General features: G+C 65.7%; 14 protein-coding genes. 3 read left to right on the top strand and 11 right to left on the bottom strand.

Features of this window, described 5'->3' with window-relative positions; genetic code table 11:
• Positions 1-97 precede the first annotated feature (97 nt).
• From GQB03_RS23505 to GQB03_RS18880, 7 genes are all read right to left on the bottom strand, one after another.
• On the bottom strand, positions 98-1,162 hold the full coding sequence (locus GQB03_RS23505; protein ID WP_327517110.1) for a toll/interleukin-1 receptor domain-containing protein: 1,065 nt from the start codon (positions 1,160-1,162) through the stop codon (positions 98-100).
• Between the two features lie 497 nt (positions 1,163-1,659).
• The gene (locus GQB03_RS23325) at positions 1,660-2,562 is read right to left on the bottom strand and encodes a hypothetical protein (RefSeq protein WP_235027134.1); all 903 of its coding nucleotides are present in this window, start codon (positions 2,560-2,562) and stop codon (positions 1,660-1,662) included.
• Between the two features lie 46 nt (positions 2,563-2,608).
• Positions 2,609-4,096 (bottom strand): c-type cytochrome, encoded by a 1,488-nt coding sequence (locus GQB03_RS18860; RefSeq protein ID WP_235027135.1) that lies wholly within the window; start codon positions 4,094-4,096, stop codon positions 2,609-2,611.
• A gap of 15 nt (positions 4,097-4,111) precedes the next feature.
• Complete coding sequence (locus GQB03_RS18865; protein WP_159692662.1) at positions 4,112-5,638, bottom strand: c-type cytochrome; 1,527 nt, start codon at positions 5,636-5,638, stop codon at positions 4,112-4,114.
• The gene (locus GQB03_RS18870; protein ID WP_159692664.1) at positions 5,635-7,689 is read right to left on the bottom strand and encodes a hypothetical protein; all 2,055 of its coding nucleotides are present in this window, start codon (positions 7,687-7,689) and stop codon (positions 5,635-5,637) included. Before GQB03_RS18870 ends, GQB03_RS18865 begins: the two co-directional genes overlap by 4 nt.
• 31 nt (positions 7,690-7,720) lie before the next feature.
• Positions 7,721-8,614, bottom strand: coding sequence for a hypothetical protein (locus tag GQB03_RS18875; RefSeq protein WP_159692666.1), 894 nt, complete (start codon positions 8,612-8,614; stop codon positions 7,721-7,723).
• Between the two features lie 13 nt (positions 8,615-8,627).
• Positions 8,628-11,216, bottom strand: a complete 2,589-nt coding sequence (locus GQB03_RS18880; RefSeq protein WP_235027136.1) for a c-type cytochrome — start codon at positions 11,214-11,216, stop codon at positions 8,628-8,630.
• Between the two features lie 505 nt (positions 11,217-11,721).
• On the opposite strand from GQB03_RS18880, the gene GQB03_RS18885 reads away from it, so the two are divergent.
• Positions 11,722-12,540, top strand: coding sequence for a hypothetical protein (locus tag GQB03_RS18885; protein ID WP_159692668.1), 819 nt, complete (start codon positions 11,722-11,724; stop codon positions 12,538-12,540).
• 147 nt (positions 12,541-12,687) lie between these two features.
• Here the strand turns inward: GQB03_RS18885 and GQB03_RS18890 are convergent, their stop codons facing one another.
• Together GQB03_RS18890 and GQB03_RS18895 are read right to left on the bottom strand one after the other, a co-directional pair.
• A complete protein-coding gene (locus tag GQB03_RS18890; RefSeq protein ID WP_159692670.1) occupies positions 12,688-14,286 on the bottom strand; it encodes a hypothetical protein in 1,599 nt (532 codons plus the stop codon).
• 449 nt (positions 14,287-14,735) lie between these two features.
• On the bottom strand, positions 14,736-17,096 hold the full coding sequence (locus GQB03_RS18895; RefSeq protein ID WP_159692672.1) for a toll/interleukin-1 receptor domain-containing protein: 2,361 nt from the start codon (positions 17,094-17,096) through the stop codon (positions 14,736-14,738).
• Positions 17,097-17,274: 178 nt separating this feature from the next.
• On the opposite strand from GQB03_RS18895, the gene GQB03_RS18900 reads away from it, so the two are divergent.
• A complete protein-coding gene (locus tag GQB03_RS18900) occupies positions 17,275-18,945 on the top strand; it encodes a thiamine pyrophosphate-binding protein (RefSeq protein WP_159692674.1) in 1,671 nt (556 codons plus the stop codon).
• A gap of 27 nt (positions 18,946-18,972) precedes the next feature.
• On the opposite strand, the gene paaY is transcribed toward GQB03_RS18900, so the two are convergent.
• Together paaY and paaN are read right to left on the bottom strand one after the other, a co-directional pair.
• Positions 18,973-19,581 (bottom strand): phenylacetic acid degradation protein PaaY, encoded by a 609-nt coding sequence (gene paaY / locus GQB03_RS18905; protein WP_159692676.1) that lies wholly within the window; start codon positions 19,579-19,581, stop codon positions 18,973-18,975.
• 113 nt (positions 19,582-19,694) lie between these two features.
• The gene (paaN, locus tag GQB03_RS18910; RefSeq protein ID WP_159692678.1) at positions 19,695-21,359 is read right to left on the bottom strand and encodes a phenylacetic acid degradation protein PaaN; all 1,665 of its coding nucleotides are present in this window, start codon (positions 21,357-21,359) and stop codon (positions 19,695-19,697) included.
• Positions 21,360-21,650: 291 nt separating this feature from the next.
• Here paaN and paaG point away from each other — a divergent pair, with 291 nt between their 5' ends.
• Entirely contained in the window at positions 21,651-22,457 is an 807-nt protein-coding gene (paaG, locus tag GQB03_RS18915) for a 2-(1,2-epoxy-1,2-dihydrophenyl)acetyl-CoA isomerase PaaG (RefSeq protein WP_159692680.1), read from the top strand.
• The last annotated feature ends 2 nt before the right edge of the window (positions 22,458-22,459 follow it).

Raw genomic sequence — 22,459 nt, forward strand, 5'->3', positions numbered from 1 at the left:
AATCCATCCTGCGATGCAGGCTCGGCCAGCATTATAGTCGCACTCCATACTCATGCGTATGGAGAAGGTGTTCCGAGAATCCCGTGTGGATTTCGCGCTACTGTTGCACAGATCGGGAAGTGTCGCCCAGATGCGTTGCGATGGACGCTTCGAGGCGCTGCATGTCCGCGTCGAAGTGCAGATCGGTTACTTCCAGGGCATTCCGGTCCAGGAGCGCCTTCAGGCTGTCCGGGAGGGTTTCGGGAGTCGGCAGCGCAGCCCCGTCTACCAAGGTTGGGACGACGAGCAGTCCGCGCTCGAGTGCGACCTCGATCTCCTGCCGGACGATGTCCGCCGGATCGTCGAGGCGGCGCTTGCCATCCCGCATCGCGTTGAGCCAGCCGGGACCGATCACCACCACTACCGCATGGCAGCCAGCCAGCGTGGCGTCGATACGGGCTCTGAATTCATCCCCTGGAGCGATGTCCTCGATGTCGCGGAAGACCTGGTCGGCACCAAAGCGCTCGGCCAGCCTTTCCTCTATCAGGCGGGCGCTGGCGGCGGCGTCGCTACGCCGGTAGCTGATGAAAATGCCGGGGGGACGCTCGGTCATGCCTGCGCCGTGCCGGCGCCAGCGCCACAGACTCCAGCCCATGATGCCGATGAGGCCGAGATCGATGGCCAGCAGGCTGCCCGCAAGACGAGGTTCTCGTGCAAGGAGGCGGGTGAGCGGCGGATTGTCGGCCCGTCCGTCGATCGCGAGCCAGGCCGTGCCTTGCGCGTCGATGCCGATGCCGCTGCCGTCGATCGTCAAGGTGGTGGCACGCAGGGTGGGCAGCGCCGGCCCGCGGTCGCAATTGCCGCCCGCCAGTGTCGCGGCGCCCCGCCAGAAGGCACCGCGTTCCCGTGCGGAACAGGCAAACACCGCAAAGACCTTCCGGGCAGGGTTCCGTACGCCGGCTGCGCGCATCCGCAGCGCGCCCGTACCCGCATCGGAGCCCAGCCGGAAGCCGGTGAAGGGCAGACCGCGCGTGCCACCGACGACGCGCAGTCGCAGACTCTGTCCGTCAGGTACCCGCACGCTGAGCGGCAGGCCGGCCGGTACCTGCCAGCGATCGTTTCCCGCCTGCAGGCGGCGCGGCGGCGTCGCGGGATCGAATGGATCGGTGGCCGAAGCCGCCATGGTGAGCAGCAGCGCCACGCCACGCGGGCGAAGTTCGAAGTAGGGGCGGCTGCCCAGACTCTCGGTCAATTGGAAGAACTCGATGCTCGCGTTCTCGCCGACCGGCGCCTGCAACTCGATGCTCAGGAAGGTCTTGCTGTCCCCGGCGCCGTCGGCCAGCCATTCGAGCGGTCCTTCGCCGGCCGGTGGGTCGAGCCCGACACTGCGCAGCAGTGCCAGCGTTGACAGCGACAGCGAGGCTTTCTCGAAGCGCACGTCCACCGCCTCTCCGGGGCGGCCATCGAAGCGCAGCAGGCTCGTCGAGCTGTCCGGGCGCTCGATCCTGAGGATCCGGTCGGGTTGCGCATGAAGTACGGGTCTGTCGGCGAGTTCCACCGGAAACGGCAGGCGCCACAGCCACAGGTGTCCGCCCAGCGTTGCCAGCAGGACGAGGCTCCACAATGCCACGCCGGAGACGGGCAGCCGACCTGCGAGCAGGTCGTTGCGGGCGAGGGTGTTCAGGGGAGCACCGTCACGGTATCCGGCGACCAGGCGATCACCCAGTCGCCGGGCTCCGGTGCCCAGGCTCGCACCAGCAGCAGGTGGGGGCCCCGGGATACGCTTGCTGCGCTGTCCTGGCCGTTCCATGTCAGCGCCGGCTCGCGTCCGACCCAGGCATTGCGCGAAACCGACTGGCGGACCTCTTCGCTGCGCACCCTGACCATCCGGACCTCGCCGCCGCTGCGTTCGAGCCTGGCAAAGTCCACCGCCGCGCGGTTGAAGTCGGACTTGGAATGGAAGCCGTAGAAGGCCTGCTGGCCGGCACCGATGCGTACCTTCGGGGGCTCGAAAACCACTTCGTCGATGGCGACCGAGCCGACCGCCAGCGGTCCGCAGCCGAGGCCGAGCAGGCGTGGTTCGGACTGCGTCGGGCCGCTCAGTGCACGAATCGCCCGAAAACTGACGGTGCCCGCCTGGACCGACTCGCCAAAGTTGTCGGGCAGGGTGAACTGCACGAAGCCCCGGCCGTCCGCACTGCCTTCGAAGCTGCGGCGCAGCGGCGTTTCGCCGCCGACCTCGAAGCTCAACTCGAAAGCGGTTCCCGCCGGGGCCCGGTAGGCAACGACCACCGGCCAGCCACCCTTGAGTACCGCGTCGATCCGCCAGCGGAGCATCGATTGCACCGCGGGGATCTGCGGCCCCTGCTGAGCGAGTGGTGGGGACTCCGGTGTCTCTTGTGCGCTTCCGGAGTTTCGCAACGCATCGAAGATGCCGAAAAGATCGATGCCAATGCCGACGCCACCGCTGCCGGTTGGTCGTTCGACCTTGCGGTCGTCATACGCATGCGCGGGCACAGGGCCCGCCAGGGAAAGCGCGAGGGCGAAGCCGGCAAGGCAGGATGGATATGAAGTCAGGGTCATGACGTGTCCTCCGCAAAGCGTGAAGCCCCGGCTCGCTCGCGGCGTGTCACAGGGTCTTCAGGTACTCGACCAGCGCCTCCTTGTCGTGGTCGGGCAGGTGGGTGCCGAAATCGTGACCGCCGTTGCCGGCGCCTTTCTGGGTGGTGTCGTGCAGGCTGCCGACACGCTCGGCCTCGGGGCCGCTGGTGACGAAGCCGACCCGTACCGGGTCATACACGTTGTAGCCGCGGCGGAATGTCCGGGGCCGGGCGTCCGGCGCTTCCAGCAGGTCGCGCAGGGTCGGCACCGAGCCGTTGTGCAGGTAGGGCGCGCGCAGCCAGATGCCGTCGAGGAAGGCCGCCACATAGCCGGTGAGCGGCGCCTCGACGAGACCCGCCCGCTCGATGCCCATGTCGCGCACCACCTTGTTGGCTGCTGCGGCGGCGCGCTCGTTCCAGGTGTCGATGCGGTCGCGGCTGGTGCCGACCTCGGCCAGCGGTACCACTGTGCCGGTGCGCTCCGAAGCGTGGCAGCGCGCGCACTCGGCATCGAAGACTGCCTTGCCCGCATCGGCCAGCGGACGGTCGATGGCGAAGGGATAGGGCGGTGAGGGCTTGTTGGAGAGGTAATCCTGCATCCAGCGGATCTGCTTGAGGAAGGCCTCGTTGGACTTTGGCGGTGCCCCGAGCAGTCCGAGTGCCGAGTCGATGATCACCGAATAGGGGTCGGTGCTGTCGCCGGCGAAGTTCATGCGCATGCCCTTCTCGGGGTGATACTTCTTGAGGTTCCACACCGAGGGCATGTCGGTTGGGCCGAGGCTGTCGTCCATCGGCCAGCGGATCATGAAGTACTTGGTGAGATTCATCGCGTCGTCGCGGCCGCGCCCCCAGGGCGGAAAGTCCGGCCGGTACAGCCAGGCGAACTGAGTCTCGCGCTCGAGCAGGGTCTTTTTGGTGATCGGGATGATCAGGAAGCGGTAGATCAGCCGGTCGACCCACGACAGGTCGGTGACCAGGTTGATCTCGGCCATCAAGTTGTCGGCGTTGAAGCGCGGGTCGCGGGCGCAGTCGATCAGGAAGCGGAAGAAGGCCCACAGGTCGAGCGTGTGGTTGGGGCCGGCGGTGATGAACACCGGATTGCTGTCCTCGCTGACCCGGTAGCTGGCGGTGTGGCACACCGAACAGGTGTTGCCCACGCGCGGAAAGCCGACCACCTTCTTGGTGAAGCCGACCGGCAGCTCCTGCCCTTCTTCCCATGCCACGCCGAACGAGGCGTAGCCGCCCGGTCCCGGCAGCTTGTCGGGAAAGATGCGCGGCAGCACGTAGAAGATCCAGTACGGAATGCCGGCGTCGTTCTCGGCGCCGATCGAGCCGTACTTGAAGCGCATCTCCGGGTCGCTGGTGATCCACGCCGGCTGGGGCTCCTCGTGGAAGAATTTGTACCAGCCGAACACCGCGCCGCCCGCGGCGAGGAAGATGAGGGTCGCAAGCGCGGCGCGCAGCGTGCGCATGAAGCGGCTGCGGGGTGCGTTTTCTGTCGTTGTCGTAGTGCTCATTTCGGGGCCTCGCGATCAGAAGGTCTTGAGGTACTCGACGATCGCATCCTTGTCTTCGGAGGCGAGCGCGGTCCCGTATTCGGGGCCTTCATGGCCCTGGTTGCCGTTGCCCGGCAGGGTGGTGTCGTAGCGGAAGAGCGTGTGCCCGTCCCGCTCGGCGGTGTCCGAGACGAATCCGACCCGTGTCTGGTCGAGCACGTCGTCGCCGCGGTAGAACTGCGCAGGACGGTTGGCGGCGGGTTCGAGCAGGTCACGCAGGGTCGGCACCGAGCCGTTGTGCAGGTAGGGGGCGCGCAGCCAGATGCCGTCGAGCGGCATGTTGGCGTAGCCGAAGGTCTTCCTGAAGTGGGTGAAGCGGTACGGGTAGCCGGCGTAGAGCGTGGCCTGATTCACTGCGAGGTCATAGGTGTAGGAGTCGAGCCGCGCACGGTCGGTCGCGATCTGCGCGATCGGCGTGACATGGCCCACTTTCGCGCCCGAAAAATCCTGGCCGCTGGCGCCGTGGCAGCTTGCGCAGTATTCGCCATAGAGCACCTTGCCGCGCGCAGCCCGGGCTTCGTCCACCTTCCACGGCCAGGCTGGCGGGGCGGCGGTGAGCAGCCACTCCTCCACCCGCGCCACGGCCTTCAGGTCGAGCGTCGGCGGGGTCGTGCCGGTGCCAAAGGCGGCGCTCTTGTTGCGCTCCTCGGTGTGGGTATTGTTGCCATCCCAGTGCAGTTCCATGCGCTGGCCATCGTCGCGCTTCATGCGCCGCGCCTGGTTCCAGATCGACGGAAAGTCCGAGGCGCCGAGCAGTTCCTTCGGCGGCAGGCCGTGCATCGGAAAGTTGAAAAGCACCTTTGCGGAATTGAAGGTGTCGACACGGCCGGGTCCCCACTCCGGCTGGCCGAAGACGAAGTCGAAGCGACCGCGCAGCATCAGCAGGCGCTCGCGCATGATCGAGATCGCCACCGGATAGACCAGGTAGCGGTCGAGCAGGCTCAGCCCGTCGGGTTTGGCCGCGGCGATTTCGGGCACGATGAACTCGGCCGAGAATTTCGGGCTGGCCGCGCAGTTGAAGAAGAAGGATTCGAATCCGCGGATGTCGAAGCGGTGGGCCGGCATGCCGGCGATCAGCACCGGCGTTGCCTCGGGCGTGGTGCGCACCGTGCTGGTGTGGCAGACCGCGCAGTTGAGGAAGACCCGGTCGAGCCCGAGGTTGCGGCGCATCGACATGCCAACCGGCAGATCGCGGCCGGGCTCGAACAGCATGCCCACCGACTGGTAGCCCTTGCCCGGCAGGTATTGCGGGCAGACGTTCGGCAGGACCTTCCAGATCCAGTACGGGAAGCCGGATTCGCGCTCGCCCCCGGTCGAGCCGTACATGAAGTGCTGCAGCGGGTCGCTGTAGCGCACCGGCTCGTCCGCGCCGAAGCGCTGGATCGCGTAGCCGATGGCGCACACCGCAAGCACCAGCGGCAGCCACAGCAGAAAGCGGCCGAACTGGCGTAACCAGTGCAGCGTTTGAGGCGAGATCGGATTGTTGTTCTTGTCGGGACTCATCGAAGCGCTCCTGAGGCTAGCGGGACAGGACGGCAGGGCGGCAGGCTGGCGTATTGGCGGGCGAGCAGCCTTTCGGGGGAGAGCGGGGCGGGCCGGGCGGCGAGGATGTCGCTCACATGGCGGCGCATTGCGGCAAGGTCGGTGGATTCGGCAAAGCGCGCATCGGGCAGCACCGCCGCGGGTGGCATCGGCGTCTTGCTGCGGGCCGCGGCAGGCACCGACCACATCGCCAGGCGGTAGGCGATGCGCTCGGCGCAGCCACCCAGCCGTGCGCTGATGGCCGCTTCGTCGCCGGCCATGAAGGGCGGCGGAAAACGCTCCTTCGACGCATGGCACAGGCCACAGCGCCGCACGAAGGGGCGCAGCGCTTCGCTCACCCGGGCCTCGGCCGGCGCTGGCGGCGGCTCGCTGTAGGGCGGCGGATAACTGGCTGGCGTGGCCACAGGCGCGACCGGCTGGCCGAGCGCGGCGAGCAGCGCCGGCAGCAGCACCTCGCGCTGCGGCGGGCGGTCGAGCAAGGTCTTGTCGATGCGCCCGACCGCCTCGTCGAGCGCCGCGAGTTCATCGCGCAGGCCGAGCCGTGCATGGCTGAAATCCGCTTCGACATCGAGCCGCATCGGCCGCGCGCCGAAGCTGTCGCGTCGGTCGCCGTCGATCGAAAGGGTGCGGGCGGACCCCGCGGTCGCAATAAGGGGCAGGCCGTGCAGCAAGGTGCCGTCGGCAAAGGCGATGCGGTCGATGGTGCCGCCAGCGAGTCCGCCTCCTCGCACGGTGAGCCGGGCGGAGAGCGTCGTGCCTTGTCCCGTGCAGGAAAGGTCTACCCGGGCTTCGCGCCGGAGAGGATGGCAATCGAGCGCGAGTACCGCGTTGTTTGCGGTGGAGGCCGGCAGCGCCGCTTCGAGCCTTGCTGCGTCAGCCGTCGAGAAGCCATCCGCCAGCACCGCCACCAGTCGACTTATCGTGCTGGCCGCGACGGGCCAGATTTCGAGTGGCGGGCGCAGCGCGAGCGGATCGAAGGCGGCGCTGATGTCGGCGGCCTGCTCGAGCGCCGCGCCGGTCGGGGTGGGCGCGTCGGGCGCGAGGCCGGCAAAGGGCTGGCGGTTGGGCAGCTCCGGATTGCCCACCGGGATGCCGTCCGGCCAGCGCTTCTGCCACTGCTCCAGCAGCGGGCCGACCAGTTCCGCCTGCACGCCGGGCAGCTCGAGCGATGGGGCCACGCCACCGGCCAGCCGCTGGCGCAGCGCAAGTCGCAGCAGCTGGCCCCGGCAGTTGCGGCCCGCTGCCCCGGCGCCGCACGCCTGCTGCCACAGCGCAGCGGCAAGCGGCAGCAGATTGGCACGGCCGGTGGCCTGATCGATGGCATTCGGAATATCCACGCCGGCCCGCCAGGCGAGGCGGTAGAAATCATCCGCGGCGGCGCCGAGCGCTGCCGCAATGCGCGGGTTGGCGCTCGATTCATCCCACGACTGGCGCGAGAAGATCGGCGCGGCGTTCTGGTGGCAGGCGAGGCACAGCGCGCGGTTGGCGTAGCGCAGTCGCGCACTGCCGCCGGGCCGGTAGTCGTCCGCCACCTGGAACTCGAAGCGCCCGGCCGTCGGGTTGTAGCTGATGATCTCGAGTGTCTCGGCCTTCTCGTGAAAACCCAGATAGAGGCGGTCCTTGAGATAGGGCGTGGCCGGCGACGCAGCGGCTGGTGGGTCGCCGGTGACCGCGATGACAGCGCGCGGATATCGGAAATACTGACCAGGCTCGGCGGCGTGGCGTTGCAGCGAGCGGCCCAGCGGGATCAGCACTGTCGACAGGCCACCGCCGCGGCCGCCCGGGTCGAGGTCACGACGAATGCGCTCGAGCAGGCGTTGCAGCGGATAGGGCGCGCGGCTCGCGCGACCGCCATCGGTGGCTTCGGCATAGCGGTCGAACAAGGCCCGTCCCTGCGGCGGCAGATTGTCACTGTCCGCTTGAGGCTCGGTGTTTGCCCCGATCGTTGCCGCGCCGAGCAGCAGGGCAAGCCCTGCCGTCCAGTGCTGCCAGCGTGCGGGGCGCGGTTTCATGGCCGGTTTCCATGTCCGCCGGGCGTACTGATCAGCCCGCCTTGGCGACGATCGTGCGGCGCTGCTGGGTGCCGCTCCAGCAGTCCTCCTGGACCGTGCCGGTCTTCATGAAGGCTTCCTTGCCGGCCTTGTCGTGGACCTCGTTGTAGAGCACGAAATTCACCACGAAGGCGCGGTCGATGTAGGCGCGGCCGAGGTAGAGCCCCGGGCGGATCATGCGGATCTCGTCGCGCACCGCGAAACCGTCGCGCCCGGCCATCTTGTCGGGCATCGGGTGGTAGCCGGGAATCTCGTCGGTAAAGGCGTAGTCGATGATGATCGACTCGCGACGGCTGTCGAGCAGGCTCTGGCCGCAATACAGCTTGGCCGGGAAGAGCAGCCACTGGTCACGCCCGTTCACCGTGATCTTCGTGAGCGGGTTGTCCGGCGTCTCCTCTATGAGCCCCGCCTTCTTGAGGATGGACAGGTCCTCGATGCGGTTGCGGAGCACCCGCTCGTTGCGGAAGAACACCTTGCCCTTCCACAGGATCTCGCCGATCAGGTCGAGCTTCTTGCCGGCGACATTGACCAGCAGCCCCCTGAGCCCGCCGCCGGCGATCTCCGAGAGGCGCAGCTTGCCGCTCTCGCCGTTGGGAAAGAACAGGTCGCCTTCGTAGGGGCCATCCGGAATCGGGCCGGCGCTGAGCCGCGCGTAGATCTGGTCGACCCGCTCCTGGTCGAGCTTGGCGAGGTTCTTCGGGGTGATCTTGTAGAGATCCTCGACCGAGAGCGGATGCTGGTATTCGAGCTGGGCGAAGTCCGGCTTTTCGGCGTAGCCGCTGCCGTGCGGCGCGAAAGGGATCTCCGGGGCCTTTTCATCGGCATTGCTGCAGGCGAGGAGCAGCGCGGCGGCGGTGCAGCAGGTGGCGAGCGTCAGGGTTCTCATGCGGACCTCCGGCCTACAGGGTGGCGAGGAAGGCGGTCAGCGCCTTCTTGTCTGCATCGGACAGGTCTTCGCCGAAGCGGTGACCCTCGTTCTCGACCTCGGCGGTGCAGGCCGAATACACCTGCTTGACCAGGTAGGGCCGCGCCTTGAGCGCGTCGACCAGGCCGTTTGGCTTGGTCACTTTACCGACGATGGCCTTGAGATCGGCGAAGACCTTCTTGCCGGTCTCGGCGCCGAGGCGCTTCTCGAGCTCCGGGCCGAGCACCTTCGGCGCGGTCTTGGCGCGGACCAGGTCCACCACGAATTCCTTGTGCTGGAAGTTGCCCAGTGTGCCAGCGGTGACGCCGCGCCCGTCAATCTCGTGCGGGATGGTCAGCTGGAAGCCGAGCAGGGTCTCGCGATCGGTCCCGTCCCACAGCTTCGGGCCGATGCGCAGGGTCACGTCCTGGTTGAGCAGGGTGACCTTGGGGATTCGCCTGGCCGGATTGAGCAATTCGTCCATCGAGCGCTTGTAGAGCTCGAAGCGGCCGGCCACGCTCGGGTCGTACTCGAAGCAGGCCGGCTGCTTGTCGGGCGGCAGCAGGCGGATGTTGCTGGCATCGACGTAGCGCGGGCGCTGGGCGTAGAAATCGTTGGCCTTGTTGGCGGGATTGCCGCACAGCTCGGGGCCGATCGCATTGTTGTGCATGAAGGGTGCGTGAGCCCACAGGTTGAGCAGCGAGATGTTGCGGTAGTGGCCACGCCCGCCGTCGCCCGGCTCGCGGATGTTGGGGTCGGGCGGCTGGGCGCGCAGGGTCTCCGAGCCGTACTCTTCCCAGATGTGGCCGCTCATGTGGTTGGAATGCAGCGCCCGGCAGCGGTAGGTGCCGACCTCGGAGGCCGGCGTGGCCTTGTCGTTGCCCATCCAGTCCTCGCGCAGGCCGGTCTTGGCCGACACCTTCATGAAGTCGGCGTTCGGGTTGCCGGCGGTGTCGGGCTGGCTGGAGTGGCAGCGTGCGCAGTTCTGCGCGAAGAGCTCGCGGCCGCGGTTGACCGCACCGGCGCCGAACTCCCGCTCCAGGTCGGAGATCAGGTCCTGCTCGGTGTATTGGACCGAGGGCGAGATCGCGTGCAGCTGGTTCTCGCGCGCCACCCGCAGGTCGGCGTTGTGACCTTCCGGTGAGAGGAAGAAGTCGAGGATGTTGGTGAGGCGGTCCTCGATGGCGCGGAAGTTGGGGCAGTCGCGCCGGCACTGGCCGATGTTGAAGGGCGTCTGGCCGAAGCCGCGCTGGGTGGGGTCGAGCTGGCGCAGGTCGGTGAGGTGGTTCATCCAGCACTGCTCGGAGCACGAGCCGATATTGAAATACACCCGCTGGATCGCCTCCTGTGCGCCGATCGAATCCTCGCCGCCCTTGAGGATGTGGTGCACCGTCTCGGTGCCGAGGCTGCGCTTCCAGCACTTGTTGTCGCGGCCCGGCTCGCACCAGCACTTGGTCTCGTCGCTCTCACCCTCGCAGGAGCGGGTCTTGCGCCACTTGATGACCGATTCGTTGGCAAAGGTCGGCCGCTGGGCGGTGTTGATCAGGGCGTTGATGGTGCCCGGGTTGTTGATCTGGTCGGTGGGAATGGCCGAGGTGTCGGTGCTGCCGGGCCGCGCGTGGGCGAACATCTGCCATTCGAGCGTGTTGGAGGGCATGCCCGAGACCATGACTTCGGAGATGCGGGTGTACTGGTTGCCCACCAGGCCCTTGATGTTCTCCCACTTGGGATGGGCCGGGTCGGCCGGCGGGTTGAGCGGGTCGAAGGCGATATGGCAGGAGCCGCAGGCGGTGCCGATCAGGAAGGGCGGCTCGATCGCGCCGTCCTGCAAGTGCGAGCGGTCGGCCTCGCCGCTGCCGGTCGCCGAGGCGATGCGCTTGTTGTAGCCCTCCCAGCTGCCGAGGCTGCCATTCAGCTTTTCCCAGGCAGCCTTGTCGAAGCGCGGGTTGGGAAACTTGCGAATGCCCAGTGCGCCGCTTGAGGTGCCGAACTTGAGGTCGCAGGCGGACTGGCGCTGGTCGGTCGGGCCGTGGATGTCCTCGGCCTTGAGCGCCGCGTCGTGGAAGTCGCAGGCCGGGTCGCGGTAGCCGTTCTTGCCGACGTACTGCAGCAGTTCCTCGTCGCCGGGACACCAGTCGAGGCCATAGGTTTCGTCGAGACTCTTCGCCGGACAGTTCGGGTCACCCGGGGTGCAGCAACCGGGATCGTTGATCGCGCCCCAGGCCTTGAAACGATCACCGCGCTGATCGGCCCGCAGCACGCGGAACCAGTCGATCAGCACGCCGACGCGCTGCTGGAAAACATAGGTATGGAAGCGGTCGTTACCCGCCGTCGCCTTGAACCAGATCAGCCGTCCGGCGCATTCCGATTCGTTGAGGCCCTCGCGTGCGCAGGCCTCGTAGTAGGGGACGTCCTGTGCGTGAATCGCGCCGGCCGGCGCGGTGGATGTTGCCGTAGCAGGTACTGCGGTCGATGTTGCGGGGGGCGGCGTTTCGGCCGGAGCCTGCGGGGTGTTGGCGGTGACTGCCACGGCGCTCGCCAGCGCGACGGTCATGAGCAAGGTGGCGAATAGCACGCGATTCATGCGTCGTTCTCCTGCAGGTTGGCGCAGCGGAGCTACGTAAAGCGGTTGCGGGGGGCTTCCGGGCCGGGCAGCAAACACTGGGCCGTCTCTGCAGGCTGGAGGCGCCCCTCGCCTGCAGTTGAACCCGTCGCCCGCAGCAAGACGTCCATCCCGCAGCGTTAAAAACTGTGTATCAGTCTCGGTTTAGCACGGCAGGGCGTCATTACAAGGCTGCACACGGGTTTTGTGCAGTTGTTCACTTGGGAGAGGTGGATTGGATTCCCGCGGATGGCTTTGGCCTCATTTCCGGATACGCGCATTCCGATAGGTTCTCTCTTATCTGGCGGTTGGCGTCGTTCGCTGAGCTACGGATCGACCGAGGTCCAGAGTGTCGCCGGAGGCGCCTATCGGAAGGTGTCGCTGCTCCGTGAAGATAGTCATATTGCGATATGAATATCGCGCCTTCGTCTTTCGCATAAACCTATACTCGGATGAAATATTTCTTGCCTATGTCCACGGAGGACGTATGAACAAAATCAGCATTCTGCTTGCTTCGGTTGCAGCCGCACTTGTCGGCTGCGCGTCGCCTGTGCCGGTTGCGCAGAACTTCGACGCCGCTCATCAAAAGGTGGCGCGGACTGCCCATCACTGGGACATCGTGGCTGGTGACGTTGCCGCCCAGACCCTGAATGCGGTTTCGAAGGATCCCCGGCTGATGGGACGCGGCATCTACATCGCGAATTCCCGCGCGACTGCTTTCAATACGGCTTTTCGCGAATTCATGATCACGCGCCTGGTAAACGAAGGGGCGAACGTGAGCGTCTGCAAGACCGATGAGTCGTCGCCCGGATTTGCCCAGGATGCACCGGAGGTCGTGGTGACCTATGAAACGCAACTCGTGCAGCATGCGTATACGCCACCGGACTACCAGCCTGGCCGCTATACGGCCCTGGCGCTGGGCGTTCTGGTGATTCGCAACATCATTCTGGGCGGTGACGAGACGACCGGGACAATAGCGGGAGTCGCGCTCGGCGAATTTGGGGCCGGACATCTCACGCGCACCCCTGCAACCGAGATCGTCGTCACGACGACCATCGCCGAGCACAACAAGTTTGTAATGAGGCGCAGCGACGTCTATTACGTGCCGGATGAAGACGCCGCGCTTTTCAGCGCACGCGTAACACGTCGGCCGACCTGCAATGAGGATAAAGCGGTTTCAGAGCAAAGGACTGTAGATCGTGCTGACGTCGAGGCTGCTCGAGCGCAGATGTTTGCGCGTGAAATGAAGCGAGCCAATCCGAACTGGCAGGGCAGGTACACCTCTGGAAGATCCTTCGCGTATTGAGACGGGTTGTGTGGGCTTCGTCTCCATCTGACTTGGTGCGAGGCCTCCGCGCGGTTCAAGCACCCTCCTGTCAGAGGGGCAGGTCTAGAATGGTTGTCGTTCCGGCATTCTCACTTACACCCGATCCGTGATCAGATCCTTGTGCAATTATTCTAGACTTGACCCTGTGGACGCTTCAGAGGGGCCATTGTCGACATGAACGCTCACCTGACAATCCTCGGTCGGAATGAAATCGACTTGCGATGGTTTGCCGACACGAATCGTTGAGAGATGGCCCCTATAGCTCAATGCCGCGCTGCTCAGAAGAATTGTGATCTTTCCCATTTCAACACGCTGACCGAGAATGGTCAGTGGCTGCGAAAGCTCATGCTCTAATCGGACCCTTCCTGAAGCGCCGCCTCGGATTTGCTGCCTAAGAACATTCGCTTCGGAGATTGTTGCAGGCATGAGCTTGAAACTCACCGTACCGAGGTCCCGACCGCGTAAAGACTTCATGTGGCAGACAAGGAACCAGACGTCCGTAACCCTTCGAACATCTTCGGCAGGAATAGCCATGGCTCGGAAGGGTACGTCGGTGCCGACGGCCCTCAGAATGTCACGAGCCCTAGAGAGGTACGTGAGGAGCGTGAGTGTCTCATCAGCTTCTACTTCGGACATTAGATTCAGAGAACTGATGGCGGAGAACTGCCTTCCCTCGATTTCCAATGAGCTGTTCAGCGGGTGTCCGTCGACAATTGCTTGGCAGAGGCTTCGATACTTGTCGAGGAACGGCAGCTGACGGACGGAAAGGCCCTCCCAAAGTGAGAATCGCATGTCCCCGTTGATGTCGATCGTTGTACTGCCCGAAGAGAAAATCGGTACTCGATACGACAATCGGTAAAGGCCGTCAAACAGCTCTCCCGTGAAGGTAAAAGACTCCGACCCGCCGACGATCTCGCCAATGAACTCGGCAGCCGTCGGCTTTCCGGAAAAAGTATCCATCCAGATGATGCGGTGAACAGCCTTGCGTCGCAGATGAGTGTCGAGAATAATTTTCCCGGGATCGGTCACGAGCTGGTCGAAGACCGGTGTCCCCTCGACCCTAATTCCCTGAGCATTCATCTCAAGCCGTTCCCCATGCTTCTGCAGGCTGGAGAGCTTCTCCGAAAACTCCGAGACCACTTCCTTCGAAACGCGGAGTTGGCAGCTAATCGGTTCGATAGGGATGAGCGTTATTGTAATTCCTACTTGATCTGCGCTGATTCTCGCGGTGAAGCGCGGATCCATCCGCTCGATTTCCCGGATTCCAATTTGTTGTACACCGGTAACGAGCTCACCTATCGATCGTCCGGTAACGTTTGCGCCGAGGACCTTGGTCTTGAAAACGGAGAGCTCTCGTTCGGAAGGAAGTGATTTCCCGAGTTCGGTGCGAGCAACGTTTTCTGCTTGGAGCTTCCACTCGTGGAGCAGGGAGGCCGGATAGCGGATTTCATCTCGATCCACATCGTCCGCGCAGATACTGCAAAGCCATATGCCGTTGCTGATGCAGCTGCGCTGCTCGGATGTCATTGCGACATCATAGCGCGGCCCGCCAGGCGCTGCGGCCGCGATATGGGCAGCTTTCCCCACGCTGTTGAAGCCTTCCGGCGCAGCGGTAGGTCCGGCCGTGGGGACTCTGCAACCGGGGTTAGAGCAGCGCCAAGCGACTCGGGAGGCCAAGGTGCGTTTCACTTGGGCCGAAAAGTTGTCCCGGCTGTGCTTAGCCATGATGGAGTGTGCAATTGCTCTTCATGATATGCCCGTACAATTCCCTCACATCGATTCGACAATGCTGGCCGTCTGGATCGCATGGCCACCGCCAAGAGAATTTCCCCAAAACCGCAACGCCATTACCGTTCACTTCAGCCTTGAACGTCATACACGCACCGGCACTCTAGCTCGTGACCGAACATCAGTTGCGGCGATAACCCGATAATCTACTTGGAACTTTGAGGTCAAGTTTAGAACGACTGCTTTAGAGCTCGCAGCAATTCTTCAGGTTGGGGTTATTCCAATGCACTCGTGAAAATGTGTACCAACAGGGGCAGGTCTAGAATAGTTCCATTCCCGGAATGCTCACCTAGACTCAATCCATGAGCAGATCCTTGCGCAATCATTCTTGACCTGACCCAATAGACGTGCCGCATCGCCATCCTCAACGCGGTGAGCAGCAATCCCTACGAGCCTGGGTTGCAAGCTGGCGCGTATGGCCGCTCGCTCCCGACGTAGCGGCGCCATTCCTCAATCGTCAATGCACGGCCAGCGAGCGTGCAAGCCTCCCTCACCCAGGCGCCACGGTCGGTGTCGAAAATGAAATGCTCGCCCGGCTTGGAGCTGGTTCCGTCAGGGCCGACGAGCCAGCCTGTGCCGTCGGGCGCGAGGCCGACCAGGCGGGTGCCGGGTGGCAGCGCGAGCGCCGCGTCGAGCGGTTCGGCCGCCGGCAGATCCCAGAAAAGCAGCCGGTGGCCGACCTGTACCGCGAGTTGCGAACTGTCGGCGGCGAAGACCGGGCCGGCATCGATGCGTTCGCCGGGGTCGCCGGGCAGCTCCACGCCGTCCGCGACGGCCTGGCGGTCCGTACCGCGCAGGACTGTCAGTCTCGGCACTTTGCTGGACGACAGGCTGCTCAGGTCGATATCGAATGGCGAGGCCTTCGACGCCACGGTTCCGGACCAGGCGATCCAGCGGCCGTCAGGACTGCGCACTTCCTCCGGCACGATGGGCCGCGGAGGATCCTGGGGAAGGCTCGCCCCGGCCAGCCGCTGCCAGCGGCCGCGGTCAACCGGCAGTGTCACGAACAGTCGGCCGTCCGCGCCAGCGCTTACCAGCGTGCGGCCATCCGCGGCGAACGCCAGGCCGCGCACCGGACCGGCATGGCGCACCAGCAATTGTCTTGGCCACTCCGCCCCGCCCTCGCGCCACGCCCACAGCTGCACCGCGCCGTTGCCATGACCGGTGGCGATGAAGCGGCCATCGGGGGTCACCGCCATCGTTTCCATGGCACCCTGCTCGGGCACATCCTGTTCGGCGATACGCCGGCCGTCTCGCGTGTCGAATACCTCGATGCGCCCGGCACGCGAGGCCGCGAAGAGCCGCTGGCCGGCCGCGTCGAAGGCAAGTGCCGTGACCGTGCCGCTCAGTGAGGCTTCGAGCCTGGGCGCCGAGGTCCCGGGCGCGACCGCGACGGCCTGCAGCAAGCCGCGGTCGCCGCCGGCAGCCACCCAGCGACCATCGGGACTGAAGGCCACCGAGGCCAGATCGAGCGCGGACGTGTAAAGCAGGCGGGAGCTGCCGTTGGCGAGCTCGTGCAGGCGCAGGGATCCGCTCGTCGATGCCGAGACCAGTGCCGCGCCGTCCGGGCTGAAGGCGAGGCCGAGTACGAACATCGGTGTCGACTCGCCGATCTTGTCGCCGTCGGGAATCACCTGCTTCGACGCGCCAGTGTGCACCGTGATCTCGCGGCTCGATCCGGCACGTGCCCAGGTCTGGCCATCGGGCGCGAAGGCGAGGGCGTGCACGGTTCCGTAGAGATTCAGGCCGGCGACCGGTGGCACGACGGTGTCGAGTCCCGGCTTGCCGAGCTCTCCCTGAAGCACGGCGCCGCGCACGTCCGACAGCAGCAGCGCATTGCCGTCCGGTCGCAGCGCCAGGGCCTGGAACGCAGCGGTGTGCTGTTGGAGGCTGGCGAGGGGCAGGGATGCAATGGCGCCGAGCAGCGCGCCGTCGGACGCGGTGGTGGGCACGATTGCCTGTGACTGAACCGCGAGGAGCAGCGCCCGCACCGGGTCGCGCACCTGTGACGCTGTCGACTGGGCGGCGAGTTGGCGCGAGAGCGCCTGATCGCGCAGCGCTGTGGCACGGTCGCGTTCGCGGGTGGCGACGATGGCCTGCCAGGTGGCCACGGCGGTGAGCGCGGCCAGGCCCAGGCCGATTGCGCGGACCAGGGCGCGCCACAGCGTGTTGGCGCGCAGCCGGCGCGGTGCGGTCAGCAGCCGTGTGACGACAGCGTCAGTGGCGAGGCCGCGGGTCGCCACGTCGGCTTGCTCGTCGAGCCAGATGTTCCCTTCGTGGTGCAACCAGGTTTGCGCGGAGTCGGACAGCGGCTGGTCGCGGAAACTGCCGTCGAGGCAGACGGGAATCACCGGCCGCCCCGGGCAACTCGAACGAAAGGTCTCGACCTCGGTGCGCACCCAGTTCGGCGCTTCCAGCGTGCCGCGATTGACGATCACCACCAGCAGCTTCGAGCGCAGCAACGCGCGCCTCAGCGTGTCCGACAGCGGTTCGCCGGGTGGCGCCTCGTCCTCGCTGAAGAACACGCTCAGATCGGCGTCGCGCAGCCTACGGGCAAGGTCCGACGCGTAGCTCTGCGAGCCGCGCGGCGGTCCGCCGAGCGCGAAGGAGATGAACACGTCGTAGCCAAACAGCCGCGAGGCGAACGAAGCCTTCGGCGATCGAGCTGCGGGCGGGTTGGTCGACTTGGCGGTCACGCGCAGATTCTGGAGGATGCGGTTCGCTGTGCGCAATGCCAGCTTGTTCAAGCCGGGTGAGGTCTCGGCTGGTTGCTTCTCCGCAATGCCCACCGGCCCTCAATCCACGAGCGGATTCCCGGAGCCGTTATCCGGAGCTGCCAATGACCGGCCCAGGTCCGTTTGCGCGCAACTGCCTATATAGTCACCTTTTCAACCGGCTCACGAGGCCATGGAGAAAAGGACCATCATGACGACACCCTCCACCCGACGCGGTGCCCACGTACTGCTTGAAGCCCTCGAAACCGAGGGGGTCGAGTACATCTTCGGCAATCCCGGTACCACCGAACTGCCGCTCATCGACGCCCTCATCGGGCGCAAGAACATCCGCTACATCATGGGCCTGCAGGAAGCCTGCGTGGTGGCCATGGCCGACGGCTATGCCCAGGCCTCGGGCAAGCCCGGTGTGATCAACCTGCACACCGCCGGCGGCCTCGGCCACGGCATGGGCAACCTGCTCAACGCGCGCACCTCGGGCACGCCGCTGGTGGTCACCGCCGGCCAGCAGGATTCGCGTCATGCGATTGCCGATCCGCTGCTGCAGGGCGATCTCGTGGCCATCGCCACGCCGGTGTCCAAGTGGGCACTGGAAGTGACCGCGCCCGAGCAGCTCCCCATCCTCGTGCGCCGCGCGCTGCAGGATGCCGCCGCCACGCCGCCGGGGCCGGTGTTCCTGTCCCTGCCGATGAACGTGATGGAGGCCGAGAGCGATGTGGAGATTCCGCGCGTGTCGCGGGTGGATCGCCGTCCGGTGGCCGGATCGCTGCCCGAGCTGGCGCGCGAGCTGTCCGGTTACGCGCCGGGCAAGGTGGCGATCATCGCCGGCGACGAAATCTCCCAGTGCGACGCCTACCGCGAGGTGGTGGAGTTGGCCGAGCTCCTGGCGGCGCCGGTGTTCGGCTCCTCCTGGCCGGCGCACATCCCGTATCCCACCGGTCATTACCTGTGGCAGGGCAACCTGCCGACCAAGGCGGTGGGCATCGCCGAGGCCATCGCCGATTTCGACTGCATCTTCGCCCTGGGCGGCAAGTCCTTCATCACCGTGCTGTATTCCGACGCCTCCGCCATGCCCGAGGGCTGCGAGCTCTATCAGCTGTCGGTGGATGGCCGCGACCTGGGCCGCACCTATCCGACGCGGCTGTCGGTGGTGGGTGACATCCAGCTCTCGCTGGTCGAGCTCAACGAACTGCTCAAGACCGAGCTGGCCGAGCAGGAAGCCGCCTACGAGGCCAAACGCGGCGAACTCCGCGAGGCCTTCGACGCCCGCCGCAGCGCGCTCATGGCGCAGGCCGACGCGCTGCTGGACCGGTCCAGGATCCACCCGCTGGTGGCGGCCCGCGAGCTGGCCGAAGCCATTGGCGACACGCCCATCGTGGACGAGGCGCTGGCCACCGCCAGCCATGTGCGCAAGTTCCTCAACAACCACTCTACCCGGCAGTATTCCTTCCTGCGTGGTGGCGCGCTCGGCTGGGGCATGCCCGCGGCCATCGGCTTCTCGCTGGGTATCGGTCGCCAGCCGGTGGTGTCGCTGGTGGGCGATGGTGCGGCGATGTATTCGCCGCAGTCCTTGTGGACGGCCGTGAATGAAAAGCTGCCGGTGACCTTCGTGGTCATCAACAACCGCGAATACAACATCCTCAAGAACTTCATGCGCGGCCAGTCGCACTACACCTCGGCGCGCACCGGCCGGTTCATCGCCATGGATCTCAATGATCCGCCCATCGACTTCCAGGCGCTTGCCGCGTCGATGGGCATGCCATCGACGCGGATCGAAAAGGTGAGTGAGATCCGCCCGGCGGTGGCAGCGGCGATCGCCTCGGGTGTGCCGAGCCTGATTGAGGTGATGGTGGATACCGAGTAGATATCGGCGCCCGCCGTCCGTGCGGGCTCAGGCGGCGTTTTTCTTCGCGTCCACCAGCGGGATGACGCCGGCGATCTCGATGCGCTTGCGGTCGGTTTCGACTTCGGTGAGCGGGTTGCAGCGCATCAGCGTGGCGAGGCTCCGGACGGTCAGGTCCTGGTAGGTGCGGGTGCCGTCGACCTTCCAGCTCATTTCCTGTTCGGACAGTTCGCGCATCACCTTGGCGGGCATGCCGGCGGCGAGGCTGCGGGCGGGAATCTGCATGCCGGCCTTGACGAAGGCGCAGGCCGCGACGATGGACGATTCGCCGATCTCGGCGTTGTCCATGATTACCGCGTTCATGCCGATCAGCGCGTTCTTGCCGACGCGGCAGCCGTGCAGCACGGCGCCGTGGCCGACGTGACCGTCCACCTCGATGACCGTGTCGGTACCGGGAAAGCCGTGCATCACGCAGGTATCCTGGATGTTGGCGCCTTCCTCGAGGATGATGCGGCCGAAATCGCCGCGCAGGCTGGCGAGCGGCGCCACATAGCAGCGCGGGCCGATGATCACGTCGCCGATCAGCACGGCATCGGGGTGAACGAAGGCGGTGGGGTGGATGACTGGCTTGATGCCGTCGATTTCGTAGCAGGGCATGGGGCGGTGACCGGTAGGGAGTGAATCGCGATTGTAGGGGCAGCGCGATGCGGCGGCGCCGCTGAAGCGATCGGCGGGAGCCCGGCTCCGGGCCCGCCGATCGCAATGGGCGGTCAGGCAGCGTGCCAGCGGCGCTGGATCACCCGGAAGCGGTTGGCGACGAAGGCGCTGTCCGAGTAGCTTGCGTTGGCGGCCGGGTTGGCGCCGGTGCCGTGATAGTCGGAGAAGGCTGCCGACTGGTTCACGAACACGCCACCGGTGAGGTTGATCGACAAGGCCACGCCGGCACGCAGCGAGGCGTCGGTCATCGCGTCGATGACGTCCTGCTTCGTCGAATAGAGGCCGGCGGTCAGCGCGCCGTGTTCCTTGACGATACGCTCTGACAGTGCGATTGCCGAGGCGCCGTCGGCGACCTTGACCACGAAGCTGATCGGGCCGAAGCGCTCTTCCATGTAGCTCTTCTCGTCGGTCGCGTCGCAACTCAGCAGCACCGGTGTGCGCACTTCGGCCTTCGGAAACTCCGGATGCTCGAGCTTTCTGGACGCCAGCACGATGTGACCGTACTCGCCGGCCTCGGCGATGCGCGCGAGGGTGGCTTCGGACTGGATCGCGCCGAGCACCGCGGTGGCGACATTGATGTCACCAAGGAACTTGTCGATCGCGGCGCCGAGGTCGGCGGCCACCTCATCGAAGCTCTTGTGGCCCTGGTCGGTGTCGATGCCGCCGGCGGGCACGAGGATGGCCTGGGTGGTGGTGCACATCTGGCCGGAGTAGAGCGCCAGCGTGAAGGCGAGGTTGCGCAGCATCGCCTTGTACTGGTCGGTGGATTCGATGACCACGTTGTTCACGCCGGCCAGTTCGGCGTAGACGTTGGCCTGGCGGGCGTTGTCGAGGAGCCACTGGCCGAACACGTTGCTGCCGGTGAAGTCGATCGACTTGACTGCCGGATGGGTGGCGAGCGCCTGGGTCTCGGCGCGCTTTTCCACCACCGCGAGGCTGATCAGATTGGGGTCGAGGCCGGCGTCCTGCAGGACTTCGCGGGCGATCCGCACGGTGATCGCCGCGGGCAGGATGGCATTGCTGTGCGGCTTGATGATCACCGGATTGCCGGTGGCGAGCGCCGCGAACACGCCTGGATAGGTGTTCCAGGTGGGGAAAGTGCCGCAGCCGATCACCAGTGCCACACCGCGCCCGACGATCTCGAAGCGCTTGTTCATCACCAGCGGCGGGTTCTTGCCCTGGGGTTTCTCCCAGACCGCTTCGGGGAGGATGCGCGACTGCTCGTCCCAGGCGTAGGCGACTGCTTCGAGGCCGCGGTCCTGGGCATGCGGGCCGCCCGCCTGGAAGGCCATCATCCAGCCCTGGCCGGTGGTGAGCATGACTGCGTGGGCAATCTCGAAGCTGCGCTTGTTGAGGCGCTCGAGGATCTCGAGACACACACCGACGCGGCCCGCGGGGCCGATCTTCTGCCAGCCGGGCATGGCCGCCTCGGCGGCGGCGATGAGCGCCGCGGTATCGCACACCGGGTAACGTACGTTCATGTCCACGCCGTAGGGCGAGACTTCGGTGCCCGCGGTGCCGAGGCGCCCGGGCTGGTCGAGTTCGAATTCCTTGCCGAAGCAGGCCTCCACCGCGGCCTTGCCATCGTCGTTGGCGGTTTCGCCATAGACCTTGGGGCTGGGCATCTCGGGGTAAGGCGTCCAGTAACCACGGCTGCGGATGGCCTTGGTGGCGGCTTCGAGGGTGGCCTTGTGCTTTTCGAACAGGGCGTGCGTCATCGGGTTGTCTCCTGGCTTGCCGGTCTATCCGGTCGGGTTTCGAGTCTGTTTCGGGTGTTTCGCTGAGTGCTGTCTTTTTCGCAGCGAGGGCTTGTTTTTTGATCTGGATCAAGATTACTATTGATCGACCGGTCGGTCAAACAAAGCATCGATTGCCGTCACGACTGTTCCCTGGGGATTCATTTCCTACCTTGAGAACACGGACGAGACAGTCTTTGATGAGTATGTTTGCGACGGGAAGAAAACAAAAGAACGGCTTCACGATTTGTTCGCCGCCAAGGGAAGAGACAGATGACTGCAGATTTCCAGACCGTCCGGCTGGAGATCAGCGAGGGGGTTGCCACCCTCACGCTGAACCGCCCGGACCGCCTCAACAGCTTCAATGACCAGATGCACCAGGAAGTGCGCGCCGCGCTCGAATCGATCCGCAATGGCCGTGCCGATGGCAGCGTGCGGGTACTCGTGATCACCGGCGCCGGGCGCGGATTCTGTGCCGGCCAGGATCTGTCCGACCGCTCGGTGGCGGCTGGCGACGAGGCGCCCGACCTGGGCGCTTCGATCGAAAGGAATTACAAGCCGCTGGTGACGAGCCTGCGCACGCTGGACATGCCGGTGATTGCCGCGGTGAATGGCGTGGCGGCAGGCGCCGGCGCCAACCTCGCGCTGGCCTGCGACATGGTCTTCGCGGCCCGCTCGGCGAGCTTCATCCAGTCCTTCTGCAAGCTTGGCCTGATCCCCGATACCGGTGGCACCTGGATCCTGCCGCGCCTGCTCGGCCCGGCGCGGGCGATGGGGCTGGCGCTGCTCGGCGACAAGTTGCCGGCCGAGCAGGCCGAGGCCTGGGGCCTGATCTGGAAATGCGTCGATGACGAGGCCTTGATGCCCACCGTCGATGCGCTCGCGAAACAGCTTGCGGCGGGGCCGACCTTCGGCTTCGCGCAGACCAAGCGGGCGATCTGGGCAAGCTCCACCAACGACTTCCCGGCCCAGCTCGATCTCGAGCGCGACATCATGCGCGAGTGCGGTCGTTCGCACGACTATCGCGAAGGTGTTGCCGCCTTCATGGAAAAGCGCGCGCCTCGCTTCAAGGGAAACTGAGT

The organism is Cognatazoarcus halotolerans (assembly GCF_009800965.1).
GTDB lineage: Bacteria > Pseudomonadota > Gammaproteobacteria > Burkholderiales > Rhodocyclaceae > Cognatazoarcus > Cognatazoarcus halotolerans.

Coding starts and splice junctions, on each gene's coding strand:
- paaY (WP_159692676.1), bottom strand. CDS start 19,581: ATGCCCTGCTACGAAATCGACGGCATCAAGCCAGTCATCCACCCCACC.
- GQB03_RS18870 (WP_159692664.1), bottom strand. CDS start 7,689: ATGAAACCGCGCCCCGCACGCTGGCAGCACTGGACGGCAGGGCTTGCC.
- GQB03_RS18875 (WP_159692666.1), bottom strand. CDS start 8,614: ATGAGAACCCTGACGCTCGCCACCTGCTGCACCGCCGCCGCGCTGCTC.
- GQB03_RS18885 (WP_159692668.1), top strand. CDS start 11,722: ATGAACAAAATCAGCATTCTGCTTGCTTCGGTTGCAGCCGCACTTGTC.
- GQB03_RS23505 (WP_327517110.1), bottom strand. CDS start 1,162: ATGGCGGCTTCGGCCACCGATCCATTCGATCCCGCGACGCCGCCGCGC.
- GQB03_RS18900 (WP_159692674.1), top strand. CDS start 17,275: ATGACGACACCCTCCACCCGACGCGGTGCCCACGTACTGCTTGAAGCC.
- GQB03_RS18865 (WP_159692662.1), bottom strand. CDS start 5,638: ATGAGTCCCGACAAGAACAACAATCCGATCTCGCCTCAAACGCTGCAC.
- GQB03_RS18890 (WP_159692670.1), bottom strand. CDS start 14,286: ATGGCTAAGCACAGCCGGGACAACTTTTCGGCCCAAGTGAAACGCACC.
- GQB03_RS23325 (WP_235027134.1), bottom strand. CDS start 2,562: ATGACCCTGACTTCATATCCATCCTGCCTTGCCGGCTTCGCCCTCGCG.
- GQB03_RS18860 (WP_235027135.1), bottom strand. CDS start 4,096: ATGAGCACTACGACAACGACAGAAAACGCACCCCGCAGCCGCTTCATG.
- paaG (WP_159692680.1), top strand. CDS start 21,651: ATGACTGCAGATTTCCAGACCGTCCGGCTGGAGATCAGCGAGGGGGTT.
- GQB03_RS18880 (WP_235027136.1), bottom strand. CDS start 11,216: ATGAATCGCGTGCTATTCGCCACCTTGCTCATGACCGTCGCGCTGGCG.
- paaN (WP_159692678.1), bottom strand. CDS start 21,359: ATGACGCACGCCCTGTTCGAAAAGCACAAGGCCACCCTCGAAGCCGCC.